Here is a 25,319-nt window from a genome sequence, read left to right as displayed (position 1 = left end):
CCGTCCTCCCGTAACCACCAGTGCCCCGACGCATTCTGTGAGCCGGTCAAACCACTCTGCGATGACCGGCGTCTTGGGCTTACCCGGACATGAAGTGTGACCGCGCACCGACGCTGCGTCGACACTTCTCCCCTTCACCTGCGACCTTCCTGTCGCGTCAAGACGTCCTTGCGGACGGGGAAGCGCCGCTGCCGCATCTCGCGGGGCCACTACTCGCCCGCACGACGACGGCAGAATTCATCCGAACGTCACGGCTGGGCCGCTCGATCGCCCATCCCTCCCATCCGCCCCATCCCTCCCGGGCTCCTCGGCGCCGCTCACCAGCCACCTGGGCATCGAGGTCGCCGACCCGCCCGGTACACGTCCGGACCGACGACAGGCGATGTGCCAGCATCGACGACTGTGTCCAGCCGGTCCAGCCACAGCCACCGCCCCCACCGCCCCGGACCAACGGGCAACCGGGTCGCCACCCGCAACGCCCGCTTCCAGCAGTGGCAGGCGCTCCTGCAGAACCGCACCAAGCGCACCCACCAGGGCGAGTTCCTCGTCCACGGGGTACGACCGATCACGCTCGCGGTCGAGCATGGCTGGCCGCTGCGGGCACTGCTGCGACCCGCCGACGCCTCACTGTCGGCCTGGGCGCACCAGCTGATGGACCAGGTCCGGACCGAGCAACCCGACGCGGAGCAGGTCGAGGTCACATCCGAACTCCTGCGCGAACTCGGCGAGAAGTCCGACGAACCCCCGGAGCTGGTCGCCGTCGCGGCGATCCCACCCGACCGGCTCGACCGGATCGACGTTCCCGCCAACGGGCTGGGCGTCGTCTTCGACCGCCCCACCAACCCGGGCAACGTCGGCACCCTCGTGCGCTCGGCGGACGCCTTCGGTGCCTGCGGCGTCGTGGTCACCGGACACGCCGCGGACGTCTACGACCCCAAGGCCGTCCGAGCCAGCACGGGTTCGCTCTTCGCGGTGCCGACGGTTCGGGCGGCGGCGCCACGCGACGTCCTGGACTGGGTCGACGACCTGCGGGCGGGCGGCGTACCGATGCGGATCCTCGGCACCGACGAGAGCGGCTCGGTCGAGGTCGACGCCGCCGATCTCACCGGGCCAACCCTGCTCGTGGTGGGCAACGAGACCCGCGGCATGAGCGTGGCGTGGCGGGACGCCTGCGACGAGATCGTCCGGATACCCACCGGCGGTACGGCGAGCTCGCTGAACGCCGCGGTCGCCGCCACGGTCGTCTTCTACGAGGTCGACCGCCAGCGCCGTCGACTCCGGCGGGAAGGCGAGCCGACCCGGTAAGGTCGGCCCTGGTGCGCCGGGAAGCCTGGTCGGCGAGTCAACAAGGGACCCACCACGACGGGTGCCCTTTCCCCAACCAGCGAGGGGTTTTCCCATGGCGCGCCGCCGCACCGCTCGACCTCACCGGCTCGTCTTTCCCGCCCAGACCGGCGCCGAACGGACCTTCCTGGGCGACGTCCTGCGCCAGGAGACCGTCGGCGGAGCCCTCCTTCTCGCGGCCGCCGTCATCGCGTTGGTGTGGGCGAGTTCACCCTGGAACGCCAGTTACGAGCACCTGCGACACCTCCAGCTCGGACCGCTGTCGGTGGAGCAGTGGGCGTCCGACGGTCTGCTCGCGGTGTTCTTCTACGTCGCCGGGCTCGAACTCAAGCGCGAACTCGTCACCGGATCGCTGCATCGGCCGGCACTGGCCCTGGTCCCGGTGGTCGCCGCGCTGGCCGGGATGGTCGTGCCGGCGGTCCTGTTCACCGGCGTCGTCCTGGGATCGGGTGACCGGGTCGCGCTGGCCGGCTGGGCGACGCCGACCGCGACCGACATCGCGTTCGCGCTCGCCGTGCTCGCGGTCGCCGGGTCGGCTCTCCCGCCGGCGCTGCGTGCGTTCCTGCTCACCTTGGCCGTCGTCGACGACCTCGGCGCGATCACCGTCATCGCCGTGTTCTTCACCGCACACCTCGATCTACTGCCGCTGGCACTGGCGGTGGTCCTGCTCGGTGTCTACGCCGTCCTCCAGAACCGCCGGGTCCGCACACCGTGGATCTATGTACCGCTCGGTGTCGCGACCTGGTGGTGCATGTACGAGAGCGGCATCCACGCGACCGTCGCGGGCGTGGCGCTGGGCCTGCTCACCCGGGTCCGGCCCGATCCGGACGAGCCGACCTCCCCCGCCGAACGCCTGGAGCACCGGCTGCGGCCGCTGTCGGCCGGTCTCGCCGTACCGCTCTTCGCCCTGTTCGCCGCGGGCGTGCCGGTGAGCTGGTCCGCCCTCGGCGCGACGGTCACCGACGCGGCCGCGGTCGGCGTGATCGTCGGGCTGGTGCTCGGCAAGACCATCGGCGTCTTCGGTGGAGCCTGGCTCACGGCACGGTTCACCCACGCCGAGCTCAACCCCGACCTGGGGTGGCGGGACGTGCTGGCGGTCTCCGTCCTCGCCGGGATCGGCTTCACCGTGGCGCTGCTCATCGCCGATCTGGCGTTCGCTGGCGATGCCGAGCGGGTCACGCACGTGAAGACCGGCATCCTGGTCGCCTCGCTGCTCGCCGCGCTGGTCGCCGTACTCCTCCTCCGCTTCCGACAGCGCGCCCGGGGCTCCGAGGACCGGACCGCAACCGGATGACCCCGGTCGAGCGGATCGAGTGGATCGACGGCCGACGGTGCGCCGTCGTTGCGACCCGGCGGTGCATGGCCCAAGATCGCCGTGGGTACGGACAACCCCGAGACCCCGAGAACCCAGGGCTCGCCGCGAGTCACCGGCAGGGCGGGTCATCGGCAACGCGAGGAGCGATCATGGCTGCGCAGGACGACACGGTGCCCGTTCCGGAGGCCGCGACCTCCGTACCGGACGAGCGGTCCATCGGCCAGCTCGTCTCGGACGCGAGTCGAGACCTCTCCGCGCTGATCCGGGGCGAGATCGAACTCGCCAAGACCGAACTCAAGGAGAGCGCGGCCGAAGCGGGCAAGGGCGCGGGCATGTTCGGCGCGGCGGGATTCCTCGCCTATGTCGCATTCCTGATGCTCTCGGTCGCCGCGGCGTTCGGTCTGGTGGCGGCAGGGTTGCACCCAGTTCTCGGCTTCGTCATCGTCGGCGGCGTCTACCTCATCGTGGCCGCGATCCTCGCCCTGGTCGGCAAGCGGGCCATGACCAAGATCCGGGGTCCGGAGCGCACCAAGCGTTCGATCGAGGAGACCAAGGCCATGCTCGCGCGGGGAAAGACCAGCGGCAGCGACACCGGCCGGGAGCTCACGCGGCGTACCTGATCGTCACGCACCGGCGCCGGGCTCCGCGCCCCGGTTCCCTCGCACCCCGGCCCGCCCCCAACCCCCTCCGGATCCCCCGGCCGACGGACCGTGAGGGCGTCCCTGAGCCAGGTAGGGGACTCCCCGGGTGTCTCCCTGGACACGGGTCTTCGGTGCGGCGGCTGCCTGTCCGCTATGGGACAGTGGGGACATGAGCGCCCAAGCTGGGGGAGCCGTCGAGATCGACGGGCCGTGGACCCATCGGTGGGTCGCGGCCAACGGAGCGCGCTTCCACGTCGCCGAGACCGGCACTGGTCCACTGGTGCTCTTCCTGCACGGGTTCCCAGAGTTCTGGTGGGCCTGGCGCCACCAACTGCCGGCCCTCGCCGACCTGGGCTACCGCGCCGTCGCGATGGACCTGCGAGGGTACGGCGGTAGCGACAAGACGCCCCGCGGCTACGACCCGGTGACCCTCGCCGGCGACGTCGCCGGACTGGTCCGCTCCCTGGGTCACCCGGACGCCGTCCTCGTCGGACACGGCTGGGGCGGCTACGTCGCCTGGGCGACCGCCGCGCTGCACCCCCGACAGGTGAGCCGGCTCGCCGTGGTCGGCGCACCCCACCCGCTCCGGCTCCGGCGGGCGGCGTTCCGCGATGGCCAGCAGCTACGGTCGGCCGCGCACGTGCTGGCGTTCCAGACCCCGCTGCGCCCCGAACGCCGGCTGGTCGCCAACGACGGCGCGCTCGTCGAGGAACTCCTGCGACGTTGGTCCGCACCGGGTTCGGCCTTCCCCGACCCGGAGGCGTCTCGCCGCTACCGCAGTGCGATGCAGTTGTGGCCCGCGCCGCACTGCGCGATGGAGTACTACCGCTGGCTGGTCCGGGCGGCGTTCCGCTCCGACGGCCGCCGGTTCGTCTCCATGATGAAGCGCCCGGTCACCCAGCGGGTCCTGCAGCTCCACGGGCTGCTCGACACGTCCGTCCTGCCCTCGACCGCGGAAGGATCGGCGGAGTACGTCGCCGGCTCCTACCGCTGGCGGCTGCTGGACGGCGTCGGGCACTTCCCGCACGAGGAGGCACCGGACGCCTTCACCAAGGAGCTGGTGTCCTGGCTCGAGGACGCCTGAGGCACACGCACCTCAGGCGCAACCTCCGGTGGACACCGGCTCGCTGGCACCGATGCCGGCCCGCGCCTCGTCGAGCACCTCGTCCGCGGTCAGCGCGTAGCCGGTCTGCCCGTCCTCCACCGACGCGGCGAAGACGAGCCCGGTGACCGTACCCTCGGGCGAGACCAGCGGTCCGCCGGAGTTGCCGGGGCGGACCGTGGCGTAGAGCGAGAAGACCTCGCGGACCACCTGACGGTCGCCGTAGATGTCGGGGCCCCGCAGCCGCTGCTCCGCCCGGACCCGTGCCGCGCCGGCGGTGAAGGGTCCGTTGCCCGGATAGCCGAGGACGGCGCCCTCGTCACCGGGCTCCGCACCCTGCTGCAGGGGTACCGGCTCGAGCGGCAGATCGGGGACGGCGAGGATCGCGACGTCCTCGTCGGGGTCGTACCGCACGACCTCCGCGTCGTAGGTGCGGCCGTCACGGCCCTGCACCTGCGGATCGGAGACGCCGGCCACGACGTGGGCGTTGGTCATCACACGGTCGCGCGCGTAGACGACTCCGGATCCCTCCAGGGACCTCGAGCACTGCAGAGACACACCGGTCACCCGGACGACGCTGCGCCCGGCCCGTTCGATGTCCGGATCGGCGAGCACCCCCGAGGTCGGCGGCTGAGCCGGAGCGATCCGCTCGGTCGCGAACGGCTCGAGGTAGCGCGGGAAGAGGCCCGGGTCGACGACCCGGCTGAACGCCTGCAGGGCCTGCTCGCCGAACCTCGGCATGATGCTGTTGACCGTCGCCAGCACCTGCGACGAACGGACCGTCCTGGACACGTTGCCGAGCTGGGCGTTGGCGACCGCCGACCCGAGAATCCAGGCGACCACCAACATGGCCACCACGCTCAGCGCGGCACCCGCGGTCGCGTCCACCGCGTGCACGGGAGCCCAGGTCAGGTGGGACCGGAGGGCGTTGCCGACCGCGGCACCGAGGGCCTGACCGAGCAGCGCGCCGACGAGGACGACACCGAGCGCGGCCAGTGAGACCGTCACACTCGGGACGAACTGGTTGAGGATCGCGGGCGCGAGCGCCGCACCCGCGATCCCGCCGCCGATCAGCCCGGCCATGCCGAGCACGCCGGTCACGAACCCCTGCCGGAATCCCGCGACGGCGTACCCGATCGCGACCAGGATCAAGACGATGTCCAGGACGTTCACGAGGACCTCCGCGGCGGACGGGCGAGCGCGGCCAGGTGAGCGGGCAGCTCTTCGACGCGTTCCTGGTCCCAGGGGCGTTCCCAGCCGGCGAGGGCGATCAGCCGGTCGAGGATGCCGCCGGTGAACCCCCAGACGATCAGTCCCGCCACCGCGAACGCCGGACCGACGAATCCTGAAGGATGGCGGACCCGGAGCCGGTTCCGCGGTGCCACCAGCGTCTCCAACGGGACCCGGTGAACCGAGGCCACCTCCGCGGTGTCGACGACGCGGACGGGGGAGGGTGTGTGCCACCAGCCGAGTACCGGCGTCACGAGGTACCCGGACGGTGGGAGGTACAGGTTGGGCAGCCGCCCGAACACCTGGACTCCGGTCGGGTCCAGGCCGGTCTCCTCGACCGTCTCCCGGAGCGCCGCACTGGCCGGTCCGGCGTCGGTCGGGTCGATCCCGCCTCCGGGAAAGGCCGGCTGACCGGCGTGCGAGCGCATCGTGTGGGCCCGCTCGATGAGCAGGATGTCGGGCCCTTGCGGTCCTTCACCGAACAGCAGCATGACGGCGGACGCCCGACCGCCACCATCGGGGGGCAGCTCGCGGGCGAAGTCGGTGGGGCGGACGGTCCTGGCCAGCTCCGCGACGGGCTCGAGCCACTCGGGCAGGCCGGTCGGGTCGAAGCTGGGCTCGGACTGGAGTGCGGCGTCCTCGGCCGGCCGGGCGCTCATCCGGCAACCCCGGCCCGCTCGAACCCGGCCCGTCCGGACGAAACCTTCGCCACCGTGGCAACCCGTACGAGGCCGGCGTTCTCCACGTATCCGGTGTACCGGCCAGAGCCGGCCTGATCGCCGCGACCGGCATCCTGGCTGTCCTGCGTCCTCACCACGTCACCCCCAGGTAGGTTCGCACGTCCTGCCGCAGCTGCTGCTCGGATCGGTACGGTCGGTGGACGACATGCGCGATCCGGCCGTCCGCGTCGACGAACACGGTCGCGGGAAGGCCCACAAACATCCCGAACGGCGCCAAGAGTTTCTTGTCGGCATCGACGACTTGCGGATAGCGCAGCCCGAGATCCGCGGCGAGCGCGAGGGCGAGGTCGGGGCGCGGGTCGTCGTAGTCGATGCCGAGCACCAGAAGCTGGTCGCCGGCCTGCTCGTGCAGGGCCTGGAAGTGCGGCGCCTCCTTCCGGCACGGCGGGCACCACTGGGCCCACAGGTTGAGGACGGCCGGGCCCTTCAGCTGCCCGAGCGCGACGTCGGGACCGGATCCGAGGCAGGCGAGGGTCACGTCCGGGAGCGGGCGACGTGAAGCGTCAGCACCGACGACAGCCTGTCGCTCATCGGTCGCGGACTGTTCTCCGGCGGCCTGTCCGGCACTCCCCCGCTCCGGGCCAGGACAGGACGCGAGTCGGGCCCGCGCGCGCAGGTCGGCGATCTTCGGGCTGTCGAGAGCGGTCGTGGCGGCGGACGAGTCGGCGTCACCCTTCGCGGGCGCCGTCTCGGTCACTCGGGGACCCACCCCGGCGACCTCGGACCCGCCGCCGCACCCGGCGGTCAGCAGGGCGAGTGCGACACCCGCCACGGCATAGGCCGTCCACCTTCTCCCGTGACCAGCCCTCATTGCGCGTCCAGTGCCTCCGCTTCGCTCCGCACGAGCTTGGCGGCGACCTTGGGATCGGTCGGACCTTCGCCGTAGGAGGGACACAACGGGGCAACGGGACAGGCTCCGCACGCGGGCCGGCGGGCGTGACAGCGCCGGCGTCCGTGCCAGATGAGTCGCTGGGACAGGTCGGTCCACTCGCTCTTCTGGACGAGCGTGCCGATCTCGGTCTCGATCTTCACCGGGTCGGTCTCGGTGGTCCACCCGAACCGCCGGGACAACCGCTGGAAGTGGGTGTCGACGGTGATGCCGGGGACGCCGAACGCGTTGCCCAGAACGACGTTGGCGGTCTTGCGCCCCACACCCGGGAGCGTGACGAGCTCCTTCAGCTTGGGCGGCACCTCGCCGGAGTATCGCTCCACCAGCGCATGGGCCATGCCCATGATCGACTTGGTTTTGGCCCGGAAGAACCCGGTCGACTGGACGATCCGCTCGACGTCCTCGGGGTTGGCGGCGGCGAGGTCGGCGGCCGTGGGGTAGGTCGCGAAAAGCTCCGGAGTGACCATATTGACCCGCTTGTCCGTCGTCTGGGCGGACAGGATCGTGGCGACGAGGAGCTGGAACGCATTGTCGAAGTCCAGCTCACAGTGCGCGTCGGGATAGGTTTCGGCCAGCACCCGGTTGATCCGCCGGGCCCGACGGACCAGCCCCAGGCGGGTCTCCTTGGCCCACTTGCCCGTGCTCTTCGCGGCCTGGCCGGATTCCGCGGCAGCGGAGGTCGAGGAGGCCGCGGACTTGGCGGTCGACTTGGCGGCCTTGGGCCGGGCGGCGGACTTGGCAGACCGGGTGGTCGAGCGGCTTGCCGAGGAGCGGGCGGTTGCGGCGGATGGAGGTGTCACGCGGTCAGCCTACGTGGCCTCGCTACCGTGATCGTGTTGTGGCGCGGCACACTAAGACGGCGACCGGCATCGTGCCGGTTCCCCCGAGGAGGATCACCGAGTGAACGACGTGCTGCGGCAAGCACCGCTGTTCGCGGGCCTGGATGATGCCGCGTCGACGGCGCTGCGCTCCGCGATGCGCGAGATTCGACTGCGTCGTGGCGACGCCCTGTTCCACGAGGGTGACATCGGGGACGAGCTGTACGTCGTGATCGACGGCAAGGTCAAGATGGGCCGTACGTCCTCCGACGGGCGGGAGAACCTCCTGTCCGTCCTCGGGCCCGGTCAGATGTTCGGCGAGCTCTCGGTCTTCGACCCCGGCCCGCGTTCCTCGACCGTCACCGCCGTCACCGACGCCGCCCTGCTGGCCCTCGGCCACGAGCAGCTGATGACCTGGCTGACCGGCCGACCCGAGGTCGCCCAGGGCCTGCTGCACCAGCTGGCCTCCCGGCTGCGGGGCCTGAACGACGCGGTCGCCGATCTGGTCTTCTCGGACGTACCGGGCCGCGTCGCCAAGGCGCTGCTCGACCTCGCCCGGCGGTTCGGGAAGGCCACCGAAGGCGGCGTCCACGTCCACCACGACCTGACCCAGGAGGAGCTCGCCCAACTCGTGGGCGCCTCGCGGGAGACGGTCAACAAGGCGCTCGCCGACTTCGCCCACCGGGGCTGGATCCGGCTCGAGCAGCGGGCCGTCGTCATCCTCGACGTCGAACGCCTCACCAACCGGGCTCGCTGAGCCGTCCGTCCCCACCGGCTGCCCGACCGACGGGTCCATCGCCGCGTCGAGGCGGTCGAGCCGGTCGGGGCACGATCATGATCATCGGGGCCGCACCCAGGGCCGCGGGGTCCACCGGACCCACCCCGGCTCACCGGCCACCGGTCCGTCAGGACGAGGGCTTCTTCTCGGTCTCGAGGTAGTCCAGTTGCGCCCGGACGCTCTGCTCCGCGGCGGGCCAGAGCACCGGGTCGACCTCGGCGTAGACCCGCTCCACCACGTCCCACGGGGTTCGCGCCCCTGCGCGCAGCGCGGCCCGGACCTGTTCCAGACGCTCGGCCCGGTGGGCGAGGTACTCGTCCAGGACCCGCACCGGCTCCTCCAGCACCGGACCGTGACCAGGCAGCAGCAGGCGTACGTCCTCCTCGACGACCACCGCACGGAGCAGCCGCAGCGAACCGAGGTAGGGCCCGAGGGCACCATCGGGATGGGCCACCACGGTCGTGCCCCGGCCGAGCACCGTGTCGCCGGTGAGCAGCGCCCGCTCCGCCGGGAGCAGCAGCGACACCGAGTCGGCGGTGTGCCCGGGCGTCAGGACCACCTTGAGCTCCAGGTCACCCGCCGCCACGACGTCCCCGTCGCGCAGGCCGTCGCCGCCGACCCGGTACGCCGGATCGACCGCGCGCACCGGAGCGCCGGCGAGTTCCGCGAACCGCCGCGCCCCCTCGGAGTGGTCGGCGTGCCCGTGGGTGAGCACCGCCTCGGCGACCCGGGCGCCACGGGACTCGACCACGTCGAGCACCCGGCGTAGATGCGCCTCGACCGCGGGGCCCGGGTCGACGACGACCGCCAGCGGACCATCGGAAGCGAACAGCACCCAGGTGTTGGTGCCGTCGAGGGTCATCGGCCCCGGGTTCGGCGCCACCACGCAGACGGCGCGCGCACCGACCTGTCCTCCGGTCCAGGCGGGCATCGTGCTCATCGCAGTACTCCCTCGTCCTGCGCCGCCGGGCCGCTCTCGCTCCCGCCGACCCCGGAGGCTCCGCCCGTGCCGATGTCGCCCGCGCCGGACTCGTCGCCGGGAAGGACCCACTCCGCACCGTCCCCGGCGAGCCGGACCGCCGGCATCACCGGCCGGATGGTCCGACTCGTCGCCGCCGCCAACGCGCTCCGCACGTCCGGCAACCCGGCCAGGGACGCCAGCGTGAGGTAGGTCGGGGGAAGCATCCGCATCTCCCCGCGCTCGACCGAGGCCAGCGCCTCCGAGGGGCGCATCCACGCCACCCGGTCTGCCTCGCCGGACACGTCCCTGGTGTGCTGGCCCGCGGGCAGCGCGGCGAGGAAGAAGCGGGTGTCGAAGCGGCGTTCCTCGACCCGCGGGGTGATCCAGTGGTCCCACGGCGCGAGCAGGTCCGACCGCAGCAGCAGGCCCCGGCGTTCCAGGAGCTCACCGAAGGGCAGGACGCGCCCGAGCAGCGCCATCCGGTCCTGCTCCCAGTCGTCACCGGTCGTGTCGGCGACCACCGTGTCGGCGTCGGGGCCGGCGAGCAGGACCCCGGACTCCTCGAACGTCTCGCGGACGGCGGCGCAGACCGACGCCCGCGCCGTCGGCTCCGCACCGAAGCCGAGCCGCTCGGCCCACTCGGCGGCCGTCGGGCCGACCCACCCCACCGTCGCCTCGGCGTCCCGGGCGTCGGCGGAGCCACCGGGGAACGCGTACATCCCCGCGGCGAACGCCATCGAGGTGTGCCGGCGCAGGACGTACGCCTCCAGCCCGTCGGCTCCGTCGCGAAGCAGGACCACCGTGGAGGCGTGGCGTGGCCGCACCGGGGTGAGCTCGCCGGCCGCGAGCCGGCGGGCCCGTTCGACGAGCGGCGCCGGCACGCTCCGGATCGATCCGTCGTAGGGAACGCTCATCGGCGAAGGTCCACGGGGCTAGGCCGTCTCGACGACGAGTTCGACCTCGACCGGCGCGTCGAGTGGGAGGACGGCCACACCGACCGCGCTACGGGCGTGCCGGCCGGCGTCACCGAACGCCGCACCCAGCAACTCCGAGGCACCGTTGGCCACCTGCGGCTGACCGGTGAAGTCTGGTGCGCTGGCGACGAACACCACGACCTTCACGATCCGGGTCACCGCGGACAGCTCGCCGATCTCCGCGCGGACGGCCGCGAGCGCGTTGAGCGCGGCCTGGCGGGCGAGGGCGACCGCGTCGTCCGGGCTCACCTCGGCGCCGACCTTGCCGGTCGCCAGGAGCTTGCCCTCCGACATCGGCAGCTGGCCCGAGGTGTGGACGTGGTTGCCGGTCCGGACCGCCGGCACGTACGCCGCGACCGGGGCGGCGACGGCAGGCAGCTGGACACCCAGCTGGGCGAGCCGGTCCTCCGGAGTGGTCACGCCTTCTCTCGCTTCAGGTAGGCCACGACGTTCTCCGGGTTGGGGCCTGGCACGACCTGGACCAGCTCCCATCCGTCCTCGCCCCAGTTGTCGAGGATCTGCTTCGTCGCGTGGACCAGCAGCGGCACGGTGGCGTACTCCCATTTCGTCATGCCCGCGAGCTTATGGCACCCCGGCGAGCGCGGACGCCCGGAATGTCTGCCCCACGGGAGGACCCGCGGCGCCTTCACCGCCGACCCCGGAGACACCGGGCGGCCCGCCGAGGTGACGGCGTCCTAGGGGCGGGGATCGTGGATCACCGGACTCCCGATGCCGACCCGGCAGCCGAGAAGAAGCGGCCCGAGGGCGGGAGTCCGCAGGTCGTGTACCGGCTCCGCGCGTTCAGCGGCTAGGCTCGACGAGCGTGACGCGCCGCGAGAGCGATTGGGAGGGTGTTCGCCTCCACATAGTGACGGGCAAGGGTGGCACCGGGAAGAGCACGGTGGCCGCGGCCCTCGCGCTGTCGCTCGCCGCCGACGGCCAGACCGTCCTGTTGTGCGAGGTGGAGGGCCGGCAGGGAATCGCCCGTATGTTCGATTCCCCGAGGCAGCCCTACGACGAGCACCGACTCGTCGCCGTACCCGAGAACAGCCCGGGCGGAGAGGTCTACGGCCTCGCCATCGACCCGGAGGCGGCACTCACCGAGTACCTCGAGATGTACTACCGGATGGGCCGGGCCGCGCGGGCGCTGGACAAGGTGGGCGCCGTCGACTTCGCGACCACGATCGCTCCCGGCGTCCGCGACGTACTCCTCACCGGAAAGGTCTACGAGGCCGTACGCCGCAAGGAGAAGAAGCGGCGCGATGCCCGTATCTACGACAGCGTCGTCCTGGACGCTCCGCCCACCGGCCGGATCGCGCGGTTCCTCGGCGTGAACGCCGGAGTCGCCGACATCGCCCGGGTCGGGCCGATCCGCCGGCAGGCCGACAGCATCATGTCGCTGATGCGCTCGCCGCAGACCGTCGTCCATCTCGTGACGTTGCTCGAGGAGATGCCCGTGCAGGAAACCGCCGACGGCATCGCCGAACTACGCGCGGCCCGCATCCCGATCGGTTCGGTGGTCGTCAACCTCGCCGAGCGCAGTCCCCTGGACAAGAAGATGCTGGCCGCCGCGGCGGACGGCTCGCTGCCGAGGGCGGACTTCACCGCCGCCCTGAAGGAGACCAAACTCGCGGCCGACGACGAGACCGTCACCGGACTGCTCACCGAGGCCCGCGAGCACGCGACCCGGGTCGCCCTGGAGGACACCCTGCGCGCCCGCGTCGTCGAACTCGGTCGTCCCACCTACGAACTGCCCCGCCTCATCGACGGTGTCGACCTCGGCGGCCTCTTCGAACTCAGCCACGAGCTCACCGCGCAGGGGATGGCGTGAGCCGGGGGGCGCACCCGCTGGCCGGGCTGCACAGTCTCGAGGTCGACGCGCTGCTCGACGACCCCTCGATCGAGATCATGGTCTGCTGCGGCTCCGGCGGTGTCGGCAAGACGACGACCGCCGCCGCGCTCGGGGTACGCGCCGCCGAGCGGGGCCGCCGCGTCGTGGTCCTCACCATCGACCCCGCCCGCCGGCTCGCCCAGGCGATGGGGCTGCCCGAGCTCGACGACACGCCCCGCCGGGTCGAGGGGATCGACACGAAGAAGGGCGGCCACCTCGACGCGATGATGCTGGACATGAAGCGCACGTTCGACGACGTGGTGCTCAACCACGCCTCGCCGGACAAGGCACAACAGATCCTGGAGAACCCCTTCTACATCGCGCTCTCGTCGTCGTTCGCGGGGACCCAGGAGTACATGGCGATGGAGAAGCTCGGCCAGCTCCACACGGCCGCCTCCGCCAACGGCAGCTACGACCTGATCGTGGTCGACACCCCGCCCTCGCGCTCCGCCCTGGACTTCCTGGACGCACCGCAGCGGCTGTCGTCGTTCCTGGACAGTCGGCTGCTCCGGCTCCTGAGCGCACCCGCCCGCGGGCCGATCCGGATCTTCTCCGCCGGGATGGGCATGGTCACCGGCGCTCTGACCAAACTGGTCGGCGCGCAGGTCCTCACCGACATCCAGACCTTCGTCGCCGCGCTCGACTCGACCTTCGGCGGGTTCCGGGAGCGCGCCGAACGCACCTTCGCGCTCCTCCAGCAGAGCCGTACGGCGTTCCTGGTGGTGGCCGCGCCCGAGCCGGACGCCCTGCGGGAGGCCTCGTACTTCGTCGAGCGGCTGCGGGACGAACGGATGCCGCTGGCCGGGCTGGTACTCAACCGGATGGCGGCTCCGGCGGCGACGCACGTCTCGGCCGAGCGCAGTCTTTCCGCCGCTGAGGCACTCACGGAGTCCGGCAAGCACCCGGCGGCCGCGGCGGTGCTGCGGCTGCACGGCGAGCGGATGCTGCGCGCGAGCCGCGAACGCCGGCTCGCCGAGAGGTTCGGCTCCGCCCACCCGGGTGTGGCGGTCGCGAGCGTGCCGGCCCTGTCGTCCGACGTGCACGACCTGGACGGCCTCCGGGAGATCGGTGCCCGGTTGAGCGGTGAGTGACGTTTTCGGCGGGACAGGCCCTGACGTGACTTCAGTCCGAGGGACCTTGGTCCCTCGGACTGAAGATCGTCGTTCGAACGGGTGTCGCGCCAGTCCCCCGTGCTAGGTCCGGGACGGGGTGTCCTGGCAGGAGACGTGCCTCAACCGACAGCGCGAACCCGGGCGGATCCGTGTCGGGTGTAGGCCCGCTCGTACTCGGTACGAGCGGTTTCGAGCAGTTGCCGCCACGATGTCACTGTGGGGCGGCGACGGAGCACGGCACGACGTTCGCGCTCGGTCATTCCTCCCCAAACCCCCCACTCGATGCGGCCGTCCAGTGCCTCAGCGAGGCACTCGGTCCGCACCGGGCAGCCCATGCACACGGTCTTGACATCGTGTTGCGCGGCCCCTTGGACGAACAGCCTGTCGGGTTCGTCGCTTCCGCGGCAGGCGGCCAGCCGGACCCAGTCGCCATTCCATGTCATTCTGTAGTCCCTCCCCTGACGTCGGCCACGCAAGGTGACCGATGCGCGGACGTTCCCCCAACGTCCTGGCAGAACGGTAAAGCCAGAGGCGCCCAAAGCGACAGCCCCCGAAGACCAGATTTGTGATTGTGTCGGCCTGCCCACTGGGTAAGAACCGCTCGGGAGGTCGAGTACTTTGACGCAGCGATCAGTTCAGGCGACCGCGTAGGCTATGCCCCTATGAGCCCAATCCGTGCCATGTCACGAACGCGGGGAGAGCGGGGGTTCGTCTCGCAGCTCCTGCTGTTCGTCGTGATCAGCGCGCTCACCGGCGCGCTTGCCGCCGGTTTGGTGGTCCCGTTCGCCGGCTTGCTGGGACTGTCTACCCAGTCCACGACCGACGCATTCGAGAACATGGACGCCAATCTGCAGGATCCGCCCCTTCCGGAGCGGAGCCGGCTGTTGGCAGCCGATGGGTCCCTCATCGCGACGTTCTACGACCAGAACCGCGTCGAGGTCCCGCTCAAGCAGGTCGCGAAGGTCATGCAGAACGCCCTCCTCGCGATCGAGGACGCGCGGTTCTACCAGCACGGGCCCCTCGACGCCCAGGGAACGCTCCGCGCGTTCGTCCGCAACTCCCAGTCGGGCGGCGTCTCCCAGGGTGGTTCGAGCCTCACTCAGCAGTACGTCAAGCAGGTCCTCTTCGAGACGGCCGCGACCGAGGCTGAGCAGCAGAAGGTCGTCGAGGACTCCTACGGCCGCAAGCTCCAGGAGCTGCGCTACGCGGTCGAGCTCGAGAAGACGATGACCAAGGACGAGATCCTCGAGAAGTACTTCAACATCGTCTACTTCGGCGACGGCGCCTACGGCGTCGAGTCCGCCGCGAAGCACTACTTCAGCACCTCCGCGAGCAAGCTGACGCTGACGCAGGCGGCCACGCTCGCCTCCATCGTGCGTGACCCCAACAACGTCAACCCGGCCGTCGACCCGCAGGCCACGCTCAGCCGGCGCAACCTCGTGCTGTCCCGCATGGCCGACGTGGGGATGATCTCCCAGCCGACCTACGAGGAGGCCCGCAAGGCCGGCCTCGGCCTGCGGATGAACAAGACGCCGCGCGGCTGCTACTACTCGCCGTATCCGTTCTTCTGCGACTACGCCGAGCAGGTCCTGCTCGACGACCCCGCCCTCGGCAAGACCCGCGACGAGCGGCGCCGGGTGATCGACCAGGGCGGCCTGACGATCCGGACGACGCTCGACCCGCAGGCCCAGCGGGCGGCCGACAAGGCGGTCTCGGAGAACGTCCACCCGACCGACGGCGCGATCGGGGCGCTGTCCATGGTCGAGCCGGGCACCGGCTACATCAAGGCCATGGCGCAGTCGCGGGGCTACGGCCGCGGCAAGGGCAAGACGTTCATCAACCTCAACGCCCAGCACAAGTACAACGGCAGCATCGGCTACCAGCCGGGTTCGACGTTCAAGCCGTTCGTGCTGGCGGCAGCGATCCGGCAGGGCATCCCGCTGACCGCGGAGTTCCCGTCGCCGGGCAGCACGGTGATCACCGGACCGGTGCGGACCTGCGAGAACGGCAAGCCGGGTTACAACCGCCTGCCCTGGAAAGTCAGCAACTCCACCAGCGCCGGCTCGACCAGCACCCTGATCTCCGGCACGACCCACTCGGTCAACACCTTCTTCGGCAACCTCGAGAAGCAGACCGGCATCTGCGAGCCGGCCAACATCGCGACCCGGCTGGGCGCCACCCGCAGCGACGGTGACCCGCTGCAGCAGGTCAAGCCGTTCACCCTCGGTGTCAACGAGATCGCTCCGGTGTCGATGGCCGAGGCCTACGCCTCCTTCGCCGCCCGTGGGCTGCACTGCAAGGCCATCCCGATCACCGAGGTCACCGACCGCACCGGTAACCAGGTGAAGGTCCAGGGTCCCCAGTGCAAGCAGGAGATCCCCAAGGAAGTCGCCGACGGCGTCAACTACACGCTGCGTCAGGTCATCGACGGCCCCGACCCGGGCCGCACCGGTGCCGACATGCACCTCGACGGGCGGCAGGCGGCCGGTAAGACCGGTACCAGCGAAGACCGCATCGGCGTCTGGTTCATGGGCTACACCACCAACCTCGCCACCGCCGCGGTGATCACCGACGCCGACCCGCCGCAGAAGAGCCTCCTCGGCACCCGGATCGCCGGACGCACCGTCGGCGGCGACCAGGTCTGGGGTGGCAAGCTCGCCGGTCCGATGTGGACCGCCGCGATGAAGGGCGCGTTGGAGGGGCGCAAGAGCGCCAACTTCGTCGAGCCCAACCCCGACCTGGTGCAGGGCATCCCGACCAACGTCCCGTCCGTCATCTCGATGGGCCGGTCCAAGGCCGAGCGCACGCTCAAGGCCGCGGGCTTCACGATGGCAATGGGCAGCTACGTCGACTCCGGTCTGCCGCGCGGCACCGTCGCCCGGCAGAGCCCCGGCCCCAACAGCACGGCCGGCTCCGGTACGACCGTCACCATCTATCTCTCCGACGGCACGCCGCCGGCGCCGCCGCCGCAGCCGCCGCTCCCGCCCGACCTGCCGCGGGTGCCTGACCTGCCCAAGCCGCCCGGTGGCCCGGACGGTCCCCGAGGACCGAACCTGCCACGAGGGCCCGGCGGGCCCAACGGTCCGGGCATACCCGGCCTCCTCGGAGCTTCCGGGTTCCTGGGGGGCACGGGATAACCCCGCCCGCCCGACAGCGTGAGGAAGGGCCGCCTGCACCGACGAAACTGTCGGTGCAGGCGGCCCTTCGCGTGGGTGCGGTCACCCGGCTGGTGTGAGCGTGTGCTGGAGCCGCGCTCACACCGCCGAGCTCAGCCCAGCTGGGCGCGGACGGCGGCGGCGACGCGGCCGCCCTCGGCCCGCCCCTTGACCTGGGGCTGCACGATCTTCATCACCTTGCCCATGTCCTTCATGCCGCTGGCGCCGGCCTCGGTGACCGCCGCACGGACGATCCCGGCCAGCTCGTCCTCGGAGAGCTGGGCGGGCAGATACTCCGCGAGGATCTCGCCCTCGCTGCGTTCCTTGGTGGCGAGCTCGGCACGCCCGGCCTGGTCGAAGGCCTCGGCGGCCTCGCGGCGCTTCTTGGCCTCCTTGTCGAGGACCTCCAGCACCTCGGCATCGCTCAACTCCCGCGCCGTGGCCCCCGCGACCTCGGCGTTCGTCACCTCGGTCAGGGTCATTCGCAGCGTCGACGCGCGCAGGGCGTCCCGCGCCTTCATCGCGGCGGTCAGGTCGGCACGCAGACGGTCCTTGAGGTCGCTCATGCGCCTGATCCTACGGTCGCGCGCGCCCGACGTTCGGCGCTCGACCGGTCGTCGCGTGTTCGCCGACGCGTCACACATATGGGACCCTGGCGAGGTGCATCCGCTGCTCAAGTACTCCCTGCGAACCGTTGCCGGCGCGACCGTCGCCGGTGCCGCCTGCGTGGCGTACGCCGCGGCTTATGAGGTCCGGGCCTACCGTCTGCGCCGCTTCAACGTCCCGGTCCTCGCGCCGGGCAGCCGACCGCTGCGCATCCTGCACCTGTCCGACCTTCACCTCATGCCGGACCAGCGGGACAAGATCGAGTGGGTACGCGGCCTCGCCGCCCTCGAGCCCGATCTGGTGGTCACCACGGGCGACAACTTCTCCCACCCCGACTCGGTGCCGCTGGTCCTGCGTGCCTACGAGCCGTTGCTGGAGCTGCCGGGCGTCTTCGTCTTCGGTTCCAACGACTACTACACGCCGTCGCGCTTCAATCCGACCCGCTACCTGTGGCGCAAGAAGGGCCCCCGCCCGCTCGTGTCGCCGCGGCTGCCCACGGAGCGGCTGCGCGCCGGGTTCGCCGAGGCGGGCTGGCTCGATCTCAACAACGCCAAGGGCGAGCTCAAGGCCGACGGCAGGCGACTGGCGTTCGCCGGCGTGGACGACCCGCATATGCACGCGGACCGGTACGAAGAGGTCGCCGGGCCGGCCGACACCTCCGCCGAGGTCACCATCGGGGTCACCCACGCCCCCTACCGCCGGGTGCTCGACGCGATGGTCGGCGACGGCTACCGCCTCCTGCTGGCCGGTCACACCCACGGTGGCCAGCTTTGCGTGCCGGGGTACGGTGCGCTGGTGACCAACTGTGACCTGGACACCGGGCGGGCCAAGGGGCTCTCGCGCTGGGGGCCGTCCTGGCTGCATGTGTCCGCCGGGCTCGGCACCTCGCCGTACGCACGGGTACGTTTCGCGTGCTACCCCGAGGCCAGCCTGCTGACCCTCCGTTCGGCCCTGTGACGGCGCCTCGGGGTGGTCTGCTCAGGGTTCCCGCTCGGCTGGAGACCCCGCGCCTGGTGCTGCGTACCTGGCGGCCCGAGGACCGTCCGGCGTTCAACGCGCTCAACGCGGACCCGATGGTGATGGAGCACATCACCGGTACGCCGATGAGCGAGGCCGAGGCCGACCTGCTCGCCGAGCGCATCGACGAGCACTGGCAGGAGCGTGGCTACGGCCTGTACGCCGTCGAGCTCCGCTCCACGGGCGAGCTCGCCGGCTTCATTGGGCTCCACCAGCACCGCGCGGTCCCGGACGAGGTGGAGATCGGCTGGCGGCTGGCCCGGAGCGCCTGGGGCCGCGGCCTCGCCACGGAGGGCGCCCTGGCGGTCCGTGACCTGGCCTACGGCACCCTCGGACTCCCCTCGTTGATCGCGATCACCGTCGCCGCCAATGTCCGATCGGTCCGGGTGATGGAGAAGCTGGGGTTCTCCTTCTGGCGTCAGGTGCCCTTCCAGCAGTGGCAGCTGACGGTCTACCGGGGCATCGCGGACGCCTCGACCGATACCCAGTCGCAGTCCCGCCGAGGGGCCCGATAGACTCCTCAGGCGTTTGCGGGGTGTGGCGCAGCTTGGTAGCGCGCTTCGTTCGGGACGAAGAGGTCGTGGGTTCAAATCCCGCCACCCCGACGCAGGTCAGAGGGGGTGTCACCACCAGGTGACACCCCCTTCGCCATCCTCTGAGTGACTAACTGAGTGACTACGGCCAGACGGGGCGTCGCCGGTCGCGAAGAGCCCGTCCATGATCTCCGCGCCCTCCGTCATGACCGGTCGCAGCTGCTTCCGGTAGACGGTCTCGGTCACCGACGTGCCGCTGTGGCCCACCAGCTGCGCGATCCGCTCCAACGGCACCCCCGCGTCGGACAGAAGCGACACGAAGCTGTGCCGGAGCTCCCGCGGGGTCCACTGGGTCGGATCCAGCCCGGCGAGCTTCACGACCTGGCGGAAGGCCCGGCGGACGTTCGCCGCGTCCAGCTCGGTCCCGACCTTGGACGAGAACACCAGGTTGTGCTCCTGCCACCGATCCCCCGCCTCCGTCCGCTCCCGCTGCTGCCGCACGGCATGCGCCTGGAGCACGGCCACGCACCGACGAGGAAGTCCGAGCGTACGGCGGGACCGCCGGGTCTTCGTGTCACCACCCGCCCGAACTGATCTCCACACCGCCAGAGACGGAGGAATCGGCGGGACACTCGTCGGATCGCCCACCAGGTCGACATGATCCCAGGTCAGCGCTCTCAGCTCCTCCGTCCGCGCCCCCGTCAGCAACGCCAGGACCACGTAGGCGTGGAGACGCGTCTCCCCCGCGACTGCGAGTACCGCCCTCGCCTGGTCGAAGGTCAACGACTTGGAAGGTCGCCCTTCCCGACCTTTCGGTACATCGCACAGCAGGGCAACGTTGCGCTTCACCTGATCACGGGCCTGCGCCCTCGCGATCGAGCGCCTCAAGATCGAATGAATGTCCCGCAGCGACCGAGTGCTGAGATCCTGCGCCTTGGCCGCCAACCACCTGTCCACGTCGTCCGCCGTCAAATCCCTCAGCCTGCGCGCCCCGAGATCAGGGATGACATGGACATTCGCCAAGATCGTGCGGGTCTTCAGGGTGCTCGGATCGCGGCCCGTCAAGCCGTAGGACAGCCACGACCGCACGGCATACGCAACCGTGTGATCGTCGCGGACGACAGGAAGCCCATCCTCGAGGTCACGCAGCACCTCTTTGAGCTTCTGCTTCGCCTCCGTCTTAGTCCTGCCACTCCCCTTCTTGACGATGCGCTTGCCATTCGGCCGAAAGCCGAGCTGGGCAGTGGCGATCCAACGCTGCCGGGCTTCGTCCCAGTGGAGGCCACCGTCACCACGGCTACGACGCTTTGCCATAACGCGAGACCTCCGCTTCCTGCTTAAGCAGTTCGACGTACTCCTCAATCGCCTCAGCAGGCACAAGCGTCGTACGGCCCTCCTTGACGATACGAAGCCGACCGGCCCGGATCTTCTCGTAGATGACAGTGCGGCTCATGCTCAGCAAGCGCATCGCGTGCGGGATCCGATACAGCCTCCGAGACTCCTCTGATTGCATAGCCCCTCCTCAGATCAGCTCGATGTGTCAACCGTTGGTTGCGATCTCCAGTCGTCCGGTTTGGCGTTGCTCGCGTGCCATCGCAGCCGCGGTGTTGGCGAGCAGCGCGTCGCCGGTGGTGTGCCAACCGGTGCCGGTGTAGACGAGTTCGCCGATGACCGCCAGGACCTGGTGCTCCTCGAGGTGTTCGGCCGATTGATGGTGTGCTCTCCGCCAGTCGATGCGGGCTTGGCGGAGTTGGCGGAAGGTGGCGGAGTAGCGGCGGGACTTGGTGAAGAAGTGGCCGCCGTAGCCGAGCATGTGCGCCCACCGCCGCAGCCGGTAGTAGCTGCCGTCCTTCCACGCGCTGGTGGTCTGCAGGCCGCGTTGGGACAGCCGCCAGCAGGCGGCGATGAGGCGGCCGGGGTGGCTGTCGTTCGCGAACAGGCCAACCGTGGACGGTGTGAGCCGGCGGGAGGAGTGCCCGACGGCCTCGGTGGCTTTGGTGGCGTACTTGGCCAGGTAGCCGGCTACCGCGTTGCCGGAGAGCATGCGGGTACGCCCGTGGTGGTCGAGTTCGACGGCGACACGTTCATCGGTGAGCTTGTCGTCCCCGCGCATCCGGACCGGACGGACGTCGAGTTGTTCACCCCACGCCAGGAGCCACCCGTCCGGCTCGTCGACGAGCAGCCGCCGGCGGTGGTCACCGACGACCAGGGCGGGCGTGACGTAGCTGGTGCGAGCGACCGCGTACTGCAGCAACGACGAGAGGAGGAAGCTGTTCGCCCAGTCCGGCGGCGGCACGATCGCTTCGGGGTTGTCGAAGTCGATGCCGTCGAAGCGGGCGAGGATGTGGAAGTGGACCAGGCCGCGGCGTTGGAACTCCGCGACCTTCCCGAAGCTGATCCGGACCGGGGTCTTCCACCTGGCTTTGCCCGTCTCCGGGTCGACAATCCGTTCTGCGTAGCCGCGGTGACGTGCCCACTTGTGCAGCATCCGGTTGGCTTTGATGGTGGTGCGCCGCCACAGTTCGCCAGCGAACGCGTTCCACACCGCGTGGTGCTCATAGTCGTAGCAGTCCGGACACAGAGGCTGTCCGAGCTGCTCGTCCCCGTCTGCGTGGCGGCGCATGCAGCACAGGTCAACACCGTGCGGACACACGTCGGGGGTGCGCCTGGCCCGGCAGGGGGCAGGCTGGCCCTTCTTCGTGGTCCGCGTGGTGTGCACGATGCCGAACCCGGGGGCGGTCGTCGTGGCGAACACCGCAGGATGCCCACTGACCGTCTCTGGGATGCCCTTGCCGCCGCGGAGGCCGGCGAGGACGAGCTGGTAGGCATCGGCCCGGTAGATCTCCGCGCACGACGGGCACACCGCCGCCCGGCGGTTGCCGCAGGCCTTGTAGAGCACCCCGTCCGGCATGTCGGCGGTGGACACCTCCGGACCCTCCCGGGTGATCTCACCGGAAGTGGTGTCGACGGTGGCCATGCGGAACCTGCCCGCGAGGCGGACAGGTTGGGAGCAGCCGGCCGCGGAGTGCACATGGTTGAGCCAGCGGCCGTAGTCGTCTCGACCGGCCCGCTCGATCGCGGAAGGGACGGCAAAGTGGGTTCCGGCAGCGGCTGTTTGGGCAGCGGCCACCGCCCCCGGCACCGCATGGGTGTCGGGGGTGATGGTCGGCGTCGAGTGGGTCACGCAGGCCGCCTGCTGGTGATGGAGGTGACTTTGCGGTCTTCGGGGCGGGTGCCTTCCCGTGCCGCGCAGGAGGGGCAGAGGGCGTTGTCGCCGTCGATGGCCCAGCCGAAGTCGGTGAGGTCTTCCCGGTCGCAGGGGAGGTCGTTGTGGGTGGTTTCGAAGTCGGCGTCGCAGGAGTCGCAGGTGGCGCCCCACACGGTGTAGGAGCGGACGCTCACGACAGGTCGCCTCCCTTCAACTGGTCGGGGTTGTGGAGGGTGGTGTGGGTGTCGGTGTCGCAGAGCTGGTCGAAGGCGTCGACGATCGCCAGGCCGCGGGCAACTTGTGCGCGCATGTCGTCCAGGCAGGCGGCCTGGATGGCTTCCTCGAGGAGGAAGGCGAGGACGCCCACGGTGTAGGCGTTACGGGCGGCGACGTTGTGTTGGTAGCCGTGCTCGATGAGCCGGGCCTTGAACCGCTCCGCATACGAGGCGTCAGGGACGGCGACTGGTGTGGTGTCGCTCATGCCGCGCCGTCCTCGGCGATGTCGTCGACGGTGTAGATGTGCCAGCCCGGCGAGTCGCTCGCGTAGAAGAGGGAGCCTTGGAAGGTGTGCTTCTCCGGTGTCGGGTTGCCGCAGATCTGCGCGATCCGGTCGACCAGGGCCCAGCGCTGTTCGCGTGTACCGGCCATCTTGGTGACCTGGACGTCGACGCGACGGTCATAGCCGGTGAGGACGATGTAGAGCGCCTGGGGAGGGATCTCGTCGCGGTGCTCACGCATGAGCAACGTGATCCGGTTGAGGGCCTCCAGCGTGGCCGCGTGCGGAGCCGTCGTGGGTTCCGCGGTGGGGGTAATCATGCTGCTTGTCCTTCCTGAGTCGTGTTGGGCGTGGCGCAGTTGAGGCAGCAGCCGAGCGAGGTGGGGATGGTGTAGCCGGCGTCGATCCCGCACAGGGGGCAGGTGCGGCGTGCGGCGAGTGCTTTCTCGATGGCGTGCAGCTGCGCCAGGGTGGGGATCCGCTTCGGCTTCGCTTTGGCGATGTCGTAGAGGTAGGCGACGGCTGGTTGGCCGTGGCGTATCCACATGACCTGGGCGGCGATGGGTTGCCCGCCCGGTCGCAGCTCGAGGGCCAGGAGCTGTCGTTTGGTGGCCAGCCCTTCCGGGGCCATGTGCCAGGGGTAGGTGGGGAGCCCGCCGTGCCGGGCACCGGTCGGGTCGTCGAACTCGGCCAGCTGACGGCGGAAACGACGGCGTGGACCAGGGCGTGGACGAGTTCGTCGACGGGATGGCTGGTTGCGGGGGCCGGTGTAGGTGCTCATGCGGCACCCGCCATCCCGCGGATTGAGAGGGAGCGGGCGACGAGGGTGTCGATCTCCTCGTCTTCCAGGTAGACCGACCGGAAGCGGAAGGGTCGGCCTTCTTCGGCGAGGCAGTAGCCGACACCGGGCCGGTTGGTGGGGATCTTGGAGGCGTCATAGCCCAGGTCGGCCCAGCCGGTGCCCAGGATGATGTCGGAGGACGCCTGGGTGGAGCAGCGGAACGCGACCCGGTAGGAGAACACGTCCCGCACCCGGGTCGGCACGATCTCAGCCGAGGGCCGCTGTGTGGCCGCGACGACGACGATCCCGGCCGCCGGGCCTCGCTGTACGAGGTCCATGAGCAGGGAGAGGAAGCGTTCTTGGGTGTCGCGGGTGCCGTAGACGGTGGTGAACACCGACAGTTCGTCGATCCAGACGGTGATCAGGTCCATGCCGTCGCCTTTGACGACCTTGCGGCGTCGGCGGTGGGTGAGCCATTCGTAGCGGCGGTTCATCTCCTCCTGGAGGGTGAACAGCACGTGGTTGACCAGTACGGGGTCGGGGCCGACGAAGAAGTCGGCGGTCTCTTTCCACAGGATCAGCTCGACGATCTTCCCGTCGATGAGGATGATGCGGGCATCAGTGCACTGGGACATGTGGCCGACGCCGTTGGAGATGAACCCGGACTTCCCCGAGCGGGACAGCCCGCCGGCGAGCAGGCTGCGGGAGGCCAACTCGACCTGCAGGGGCCGGCCGTACTCATCGATACCGAAGTGCACCTTGTCGTAGGCCGACAGCCCCGAGACGGAAGTAGCGGGGGTGGTGGTGGCGGGGGTGTCCCCGGCCGTGAGGCCGGGGAGCACCAGTCCGCCGAGTTGGCGGCTAGACATAATCGGAGACGTCCTCACCGGAGGCCGACAACACCGCAGGACTGGCCGCGGTGGTGGGTGCCTCCTTACTCGGCTTCCTCTTGTTTGCGGACTCCTTCTGGTTCTTGGTTGGGGGTGTCGGCGGCTCGATGGCCTTCATGCCGTCCACCTGGCCGTGACCGTTGGGTTGGCCGTTCGGCGCTTTGCTGTCTTCGTTGTTGGTGTCGTGGTTGAGGGGCAGTCCGATCCCGATAGCCCAGTGCGATGCGCCGGCGCTGTCGGCCGGGTTGGGGCTGGGTGGGAGGAGTTCGGATGGGGTGTTTTTGGGGAGGAGCCGTGACCGGACGGGTTTGGTGGAGTCGAGGGGGTCACGGCGGGTGATGTCGATGCGGATGAGGTGGCTCCACTTGCGGTGGGCGACGACCTGGCCGTCGCGGGCGTAGCAGGTGGAGCCGAGGGACTTGAGTCGTTCTTCGACGTCGGTGCAGGAGATCCCTCCCACGAGGACCATCCAGGCGCGTTCACCGACAGCGGTGGGATAGATGACGGCCAGCCATGGGAGGCGGCCGGAGCGGTTACGGAGCCCGTTCTCCGACATGAAGGTGCGTAGCCGGTGTCGGGTCACATCGACCCAGAACCACGCCACCAGGACCCGCCCAGTCGGCGGAATGACCAGGAGCAGAGTGACGGGTGCGACCAGCACGGATCCGGCCGCCCACGGCGGCAGGTCCATCTGCTCCAGCTGGACGTAGGCGAGCACCACCACACATGCAGCGAAGGTTTCGGGGAGCCACCGCCAGCAGGCGAGCAGCAGCTGGGCGAGCCAGCGTTGATGGATGCGCGGTTTCACGTTCTCCACCGCGCGGACACGGTTGCTGTT

General features: G+C 70.4%; 30 protein-coding genes and 1 tRNA gene. 11 read left to right on the top strand and 20 right to left on the bottom strand.

Annotation, left to right across the window (positions count from 1 at the left end; all coding sequences use genetic code 11):
- Positions 1-402: 402 nt before the first annotated feature.
- The 4 genes from HEB94_RS15310 (at position 403) to HEB94_RS15295 (ending at position 4,384) form a co-directional block, all read left to right on the top strand.
- Positions 403-1,305, top strand: coding sequence for a TrmH family RNA methyltransferase (locus HEB94_RS15310; protein WP_192750514.1), 903 nt, complete (start codon positions 403-405; stop codon positions 1,303-1,305).
- Between the two features lie 94 nt (positions 1,306-1,399).
- Positions 1,400-2,638 (top strand): Na+/H+ antiporter NhaA, encoded by a 1,239-nt coding sequence (nhaA, locus tag HEB94_RS15305; RefSeq protein ID WP_192750513.1) that lies wholly within the window; start codon positions 1,400-1,402, stop codon positions 2,636-2,638.
- A 170-nt stretch (positions 2,639-2,808) separates the two neighbouring features.
- Positions 2,809-3,279 (top strand): phage holin family protein, encoded by a 471-nt coding sequence (locus tag HEB94_RS15300; protein WP_192750512.1) that lies wholly within the window; start codon positions 2,809-2,811, stop codon positions 3,277-3,279.
- 190 nt (positions 3,280-3,469) lie between these two features.
- The gene (locus tag HEB94_RS15295; RefSeq protein WP_192750511.1) at positions 3,470-4,384 is read left to right on the top strand and encodes an alpha/beta fold hydrolase; all 915 of its coding nucleotides are present in this window, start codon (positions 3,470-3,472) and stop codon (positions 4,382-4,384) included.
- A 12-nt stretch (positions 4,385-4,396) separates the two neighbouring features.
- Here the strand turns inward: HEB94_RS15295 and HEB94_RS15290 are convergent, their stop codons facing one another.
- Genes HEB94_RS15290 through nth form a run of 5 tightly spaced genes read right to left on the bottom strand, consistent with a single transcriptional unit; the run spans position 4,397 to position 7,869 of the window.
- A complete protein-coding gene (locus HEB94_RS15290; protein WP_192750510.1) occupies positions 4,397-5,575 on the bottom strand; it encodes a MarP family serine protease in 1,179 nt (392 codons plus the stop codon).
- Positions 5,572-6,291 carry an NUDIX hydrolase gene (locus HEB94_RS15285; protein ID WP_192750509.1) on the bottom strand — a complete coding sequence of 240 codons (720 nt, stop codon included), beginning with the start codon at positions 6,289-6,291 and terminating at the stop codon, positions 5,572-5,574. The genes HEB94_RS15290 and HEB94_RS15285 overlap by 4 nt, the downstream gene beginning before the upstream one ends.
- Positions 6,288-6,446 carry a hypothetical protein gene (locus tag HEB94_RS15280; protein ID WP_192750508.1) on the bottom strand — a complete coding sequence of 53 codons (159 nt, stop codon included), beginning with the start codon at positions 6,444-6,446 and terminating at the stop codon, positions 6,288-6,290. Before HEB94_RS15280 ends, HEB94_RS15285 begins: the two co-directional genes overlap by 4 nt.
- Positions 6,443-7,144, bottom strand: a complete 702-nt coding sequence (locus tag HEB94_RS15275) for a TlpA family protein disulfide reductase (RefSeq protein ID WP_337917696.1) — start codon at positions 7,142-7,144, stop codon at positions 6,443-6,445. Before HEB94_RS15275 ends, HEB94_RS15280 begins: the two co-directional genes overlap by 4 nt.
- Before the next feature lie 35 nt (positions 7,145-7,179).
- The gene (gene nth / locus HEB94_RS15270; protein WP_192756462.1) at positions 7,180-7,869 is read right to left on the bottom strand and encodes an endonuclease III; all 690 of its coding nucleotides are present in this window, start codon (positions 7,867-7,869) and stop codon (positions 7,180-7,182) included.
- Positions 7,870-8,161: 292 nt separating this feature from the next.
- On the opposite strand from nth, the gene HEB94_RS15265 reads away from it, so the two are divergent.
- Positions 8,162-8,836, top strand: a complete 675-nt coding sequence (locus HEB94_RS15265; protein ID WP_192750506.1) for a cyclic nucleotide-binding domain-containing protein — start codon at positions 8,162-8,164, stop codon at positions 8,834-8,836.
- Between the two features lie 148 nt (positions 8,837-8,984).
- On the opposite strand, the gene HEB94_RS15260 is transcribed toward HEB94_RS15265, so the two are convergent.
- Genes HEB94_RS15260 through HEB94_RS15245 form a run of 4 tightly spaced genes read right to left on the bottom strand, consistent with a single transcriptional unit; the run spans position 8,985 to position 11,364 of the window.
- Positions 8,985-9,797 carry an MBL fold metallo-hydrolase gene (locus HEB94_RS15260; protein ID WP_192750505.1) on the bottom strand — a complete coding sequence of 271 codons (813 nt, stop codon included), beginning with the start codon at positions 9,795-9,797 and terminating at the stop codon, positions 8,985-8,987.
- A complete protein-coding gene (locus tag HEB94_RS15255) occupies positions 9,794-10,732 on the bottom strand; it encodes an NUDIX hydrolase (protein ID WP_192750504.1) in 939 nt (312 codons plus the stop codon). The genes HEB94_RS15260 and HEB94_RS15255 overlap by 4 nt, the downstream gene beginning before the upstream one ends.
- 18 nt (positions 10,733-10,750) lie before the next feature.
- Positions 10,751-11,212, bottom strand: a complete 462-nt coding sequence (locus tag HEB94_RS15250) for an Atu1372/SO_1960 family protein (protein WP_192750503.1) — start codon at positions 11,210-11,212, stop codon at positions 10,751-10,753.
- Complete coding sequence (locus HEB94_RS15245; RefSeq protein WP_192750502.1) at positions 11,209-11,364, bottom strand: Sp36 family protein; 156 nt, start codon at positions 11,362-11,364, stop codon at positions 11,209-11,211. Before HEB94_RS15245 ends, HEB94_RS15250 begins: the two co-directional genes overlap by 4 nt.
- A gap of 251 nt (positions 11,365-11,615) precedes the next feature.
- Here HEB94_RS15245 and bagA point away from each other — a divergent pair, with 251 nt between their 5' ends.
- Positions 11,616-12,623 (top strand): ATPase BagA, encoded by a 1,008-nt coding sequence (bagA, locus tag HEB94_RS15240; RefSeq protein ID WP_345483192.1) that lies wholly within the window; start codon positions 11,616-11,618, stop codon positions 12,621-12,623.
- Between the two features lie 26 nt (positions 12,624-12,649).
- Entirely contained in the window at positions 12,650-13,774 is a 1,125-nt protein-coding gene (bagB, locus tag HEB94_RS15235) for an ArsA family ATPase (RefSeq protein ID WP_420481589.1), read from the top strand.
- 140 nt (positions 13,775-13,914) lie between these two features.
- On the opposite strand, the gene HEB94_RS15230 is transcribed toward bagB, so the two are convergent.
- The gene (locus HEB94_RS15230; RefSeq protein ID WP_192750501.1) at positions 13,915-14,238 is read right to left on the bottom strand and encodes a WhiB family transcriptional regulator; all 324 of its coding nucleotides are present in this window, start codon (positions 14,236-14,238) and stop codon (positions 13,915-13,917) included.
- A gap of 237 nt (positions 14,239-14,475) precedes the next feature.
- Here HEB94_RS15230 and HEB94_RS15225 point away from each other — a divergent pair, with 237 nt between their 5' ends.
- Positions 14,476-16,932: a penicillin-binding protein gene (locus tag HEB94_RS15225; RefSeq protein WP_192750500.1), complete on the top strand. Its 2,457-nt coding sequence runs from the start codon at positions 14,476-14,478 to the stop codon at positions 16,930-16,932.
- A 131-nt stretch (positions 16,933-17,063) separates the two neighbouring features.
- Here the strand turns inward: HEB94_RS15225 and HEB94_RS15220 are convergent, their stop codons facing one another.
- Positions 17,064-17,516, bottom strand: coding sequence for a GatB/YqeY domain-containing protein (locus HEB94_RS15220; protein ID WP_192750499.1), 453 nt, complete (start codon positions 17,514-17,516; stop codon positions 17,064-17,066).
- Between the two features lie 94 nt (positions 17,517-17,610).
- Between HEB94_RS15220 and HEB94_RS15215 the strand changes: the two genes are divergently transcribed.
- From HEB94_RS15215 to HEB94_RS15205, 3 genes are all read left to right on the top strand, one after another.
- The gene (locus HEB94_RS15215; protein WP_337917695.1) at positions 17,611-18,513 is read left to right on the top strand and encodes a metallophosphoesterase; all 903 of its coding nucleotides are present in this window, start codon (positions 17,611-17,613) and stop codon (positions 18,511-18,513) included.
- On the top strand, positions 18,510-19,088 hold the full coding sequence (locus HEB94_RS15210; protein WP_192750497.1) for a GNAT family N-acetyltransferase: 579 nt from the start codon (positions 18,510-18,512) through the stop codon (positions 19,086-19,088). Before HEB94_RS15215 ends, HEB94_RS15210 begins: the two co-directional genes overlap by 4 nt.
- Before the next feature lie 16 nt (positions 19,089-19,104).
- A tRNA-Pro gene (locus tag HEB94_RS15205) sits at positions 19,105-19,178 on the top strand.
- 18 nt (positions 19,179-19,196) lie between these two features.
- On the opposite strand, the gene HEB94_RS15200 is transcribed toward HEB94_RS15205, so the two are convergent.
- The 9 genes from HEB94_RS15200 to HEB94_RS15160 are packed head-to-tail and all read right to left on the bottom strand — an operon-like array spanning position 19,197 to position 25,289.
- Positions 19,197-20,420: a site-specific integrase gene (locus HEB94_RS15200; RefSeq protein ID WP_192750496.1), complete on the bottom strand. Its 1,224-nt coding sequence runs from the start codon at positions 20,418-20,420 to the stop codon at positions 19,197-19,199.
- Entirely contained in the window at positions 20,404-20,619 is a 216-nt protein-coding gene (locus tag HEB94_RS15195) for a helix-turn-helix domain-containing protein (protein ID WP_192750495.1), read from the bottom strand. The genes HEB94_RS15200 and HEB94_RS15195 overlap by 17 nt, the downstream gene beginning before the upstream one ends.
- A 27-nt stretch (positions 20,620-20,646) precedes the next feature.
- Positions 20,647-22,290 carry a replication initiator gene (locus HEB94_RS15190; RefSeq protein WP_202896359.1) on the bottom strand — a complete coding sequence of 548 codons (1,644 nt, stop codon included), beginning with the start codon at positions 22,288-22,290 and terminating at the stop codon, positions 20,647-20,649.
- Positions 22,287-22,508 (bottom strand): hypothetical protein, encoded by a 222-nt coding sequence (locus HEB94_RS15185; protein ID WP_192750494.1) that lies wholly within the window; start codon positions 22,506-22,508, stop codon positions 22,287-22,289. The genes HEB94_RS15190 and HEB94_RS15185 overlap by 4 nt, the downstream gene beginning before the upstream one ends.
- Positions 22,505-22,795, bottom strand: coding sequence for a hypothetical protein (locus HEB94_RS15180; protein ID WP_192750493.1), 291 nt, complete (start codon positions 22,793-22,795; stop codon positions 22,505-22,507). Before HEB94_RS15180 ends, HEB94_RS15185 begins: the two co-directional genes overlap by 4 nt.
- The gene (locus tag HEB94_RS15175) at positions 22,792-23,130 is read right to left on the bottom strand and encodes a hypothetical protein (RefSeq protein WP_192750492.1); all 339 of its coding nucleotides are present in this window, start codon (positions 23,128-23,130) and stop codon (positions 22,792-22,794) included. The genes HEB94_RS15180 and HEB94_RS15175 overlap by 4 nt, the downstream gene beginning before the upstream one ends.
- Positions 23,127-23,591 carry an RRQRL motif-containing zinc-binding protein gene (locus tag HEB94_RS15170; RefSeq protein ID WP_202896358.1) on the bottom strand — a complete coding sequence of 155 codons (465 nt, stop codon included), beginning with the start codon at positions 23,589-23,591 and terminating at the stop codon, positions 23,127-23,129. The genes HEB94_RS15175 and HEB94_RS15170 overlap by 4 nt, the downstream gene beginning before the upstream one ends.
- Entirely contained in the window at positions 23,588-24,460 is an 873-nt protein-coding gene (locus tag HEB94_RS15165) for an FtsK/SpoIIIE domain-containing protein (RefSeq protein WP_192750491.1), read from the bottom strand. Before HEB94_RS15165 ends, HEB94_RS15170 begins: the two co-directional genes overlap by 4 nt.
- The gene (locus tag HEB94_RS15160) at positions 24,453-25,289 is read right to left on the bottom strand and encodes a hypothetical protein (protein ID WP_192750490.1); all 837 of its coding nucleotides are present in this window, start codon (positions 25,287-25,289) and stop codon (positions 24,453-24,455) included. The genes HEB94_RS15165 and HEB94_RS15160 overlap by 8 nt, the downstream gene beginning before the upstream one ends.
- Positions 25,290-25,319 lie beyond the last annotated feature (30 nt).

The sequence above is a fragment of the Actinopolymorpha pittospori genome, assembly GCF_014873875.1.
GTDB lineage: Bacteria > Actinomycetota > Actinomycetes > Propionibacteriales > Actinopolymorphaceae > Actinopolymorpha > Actinopolymorpha pittospori.
This window is presented reverse-complemented; position numbering and strand designations above follow the sequence as displayed.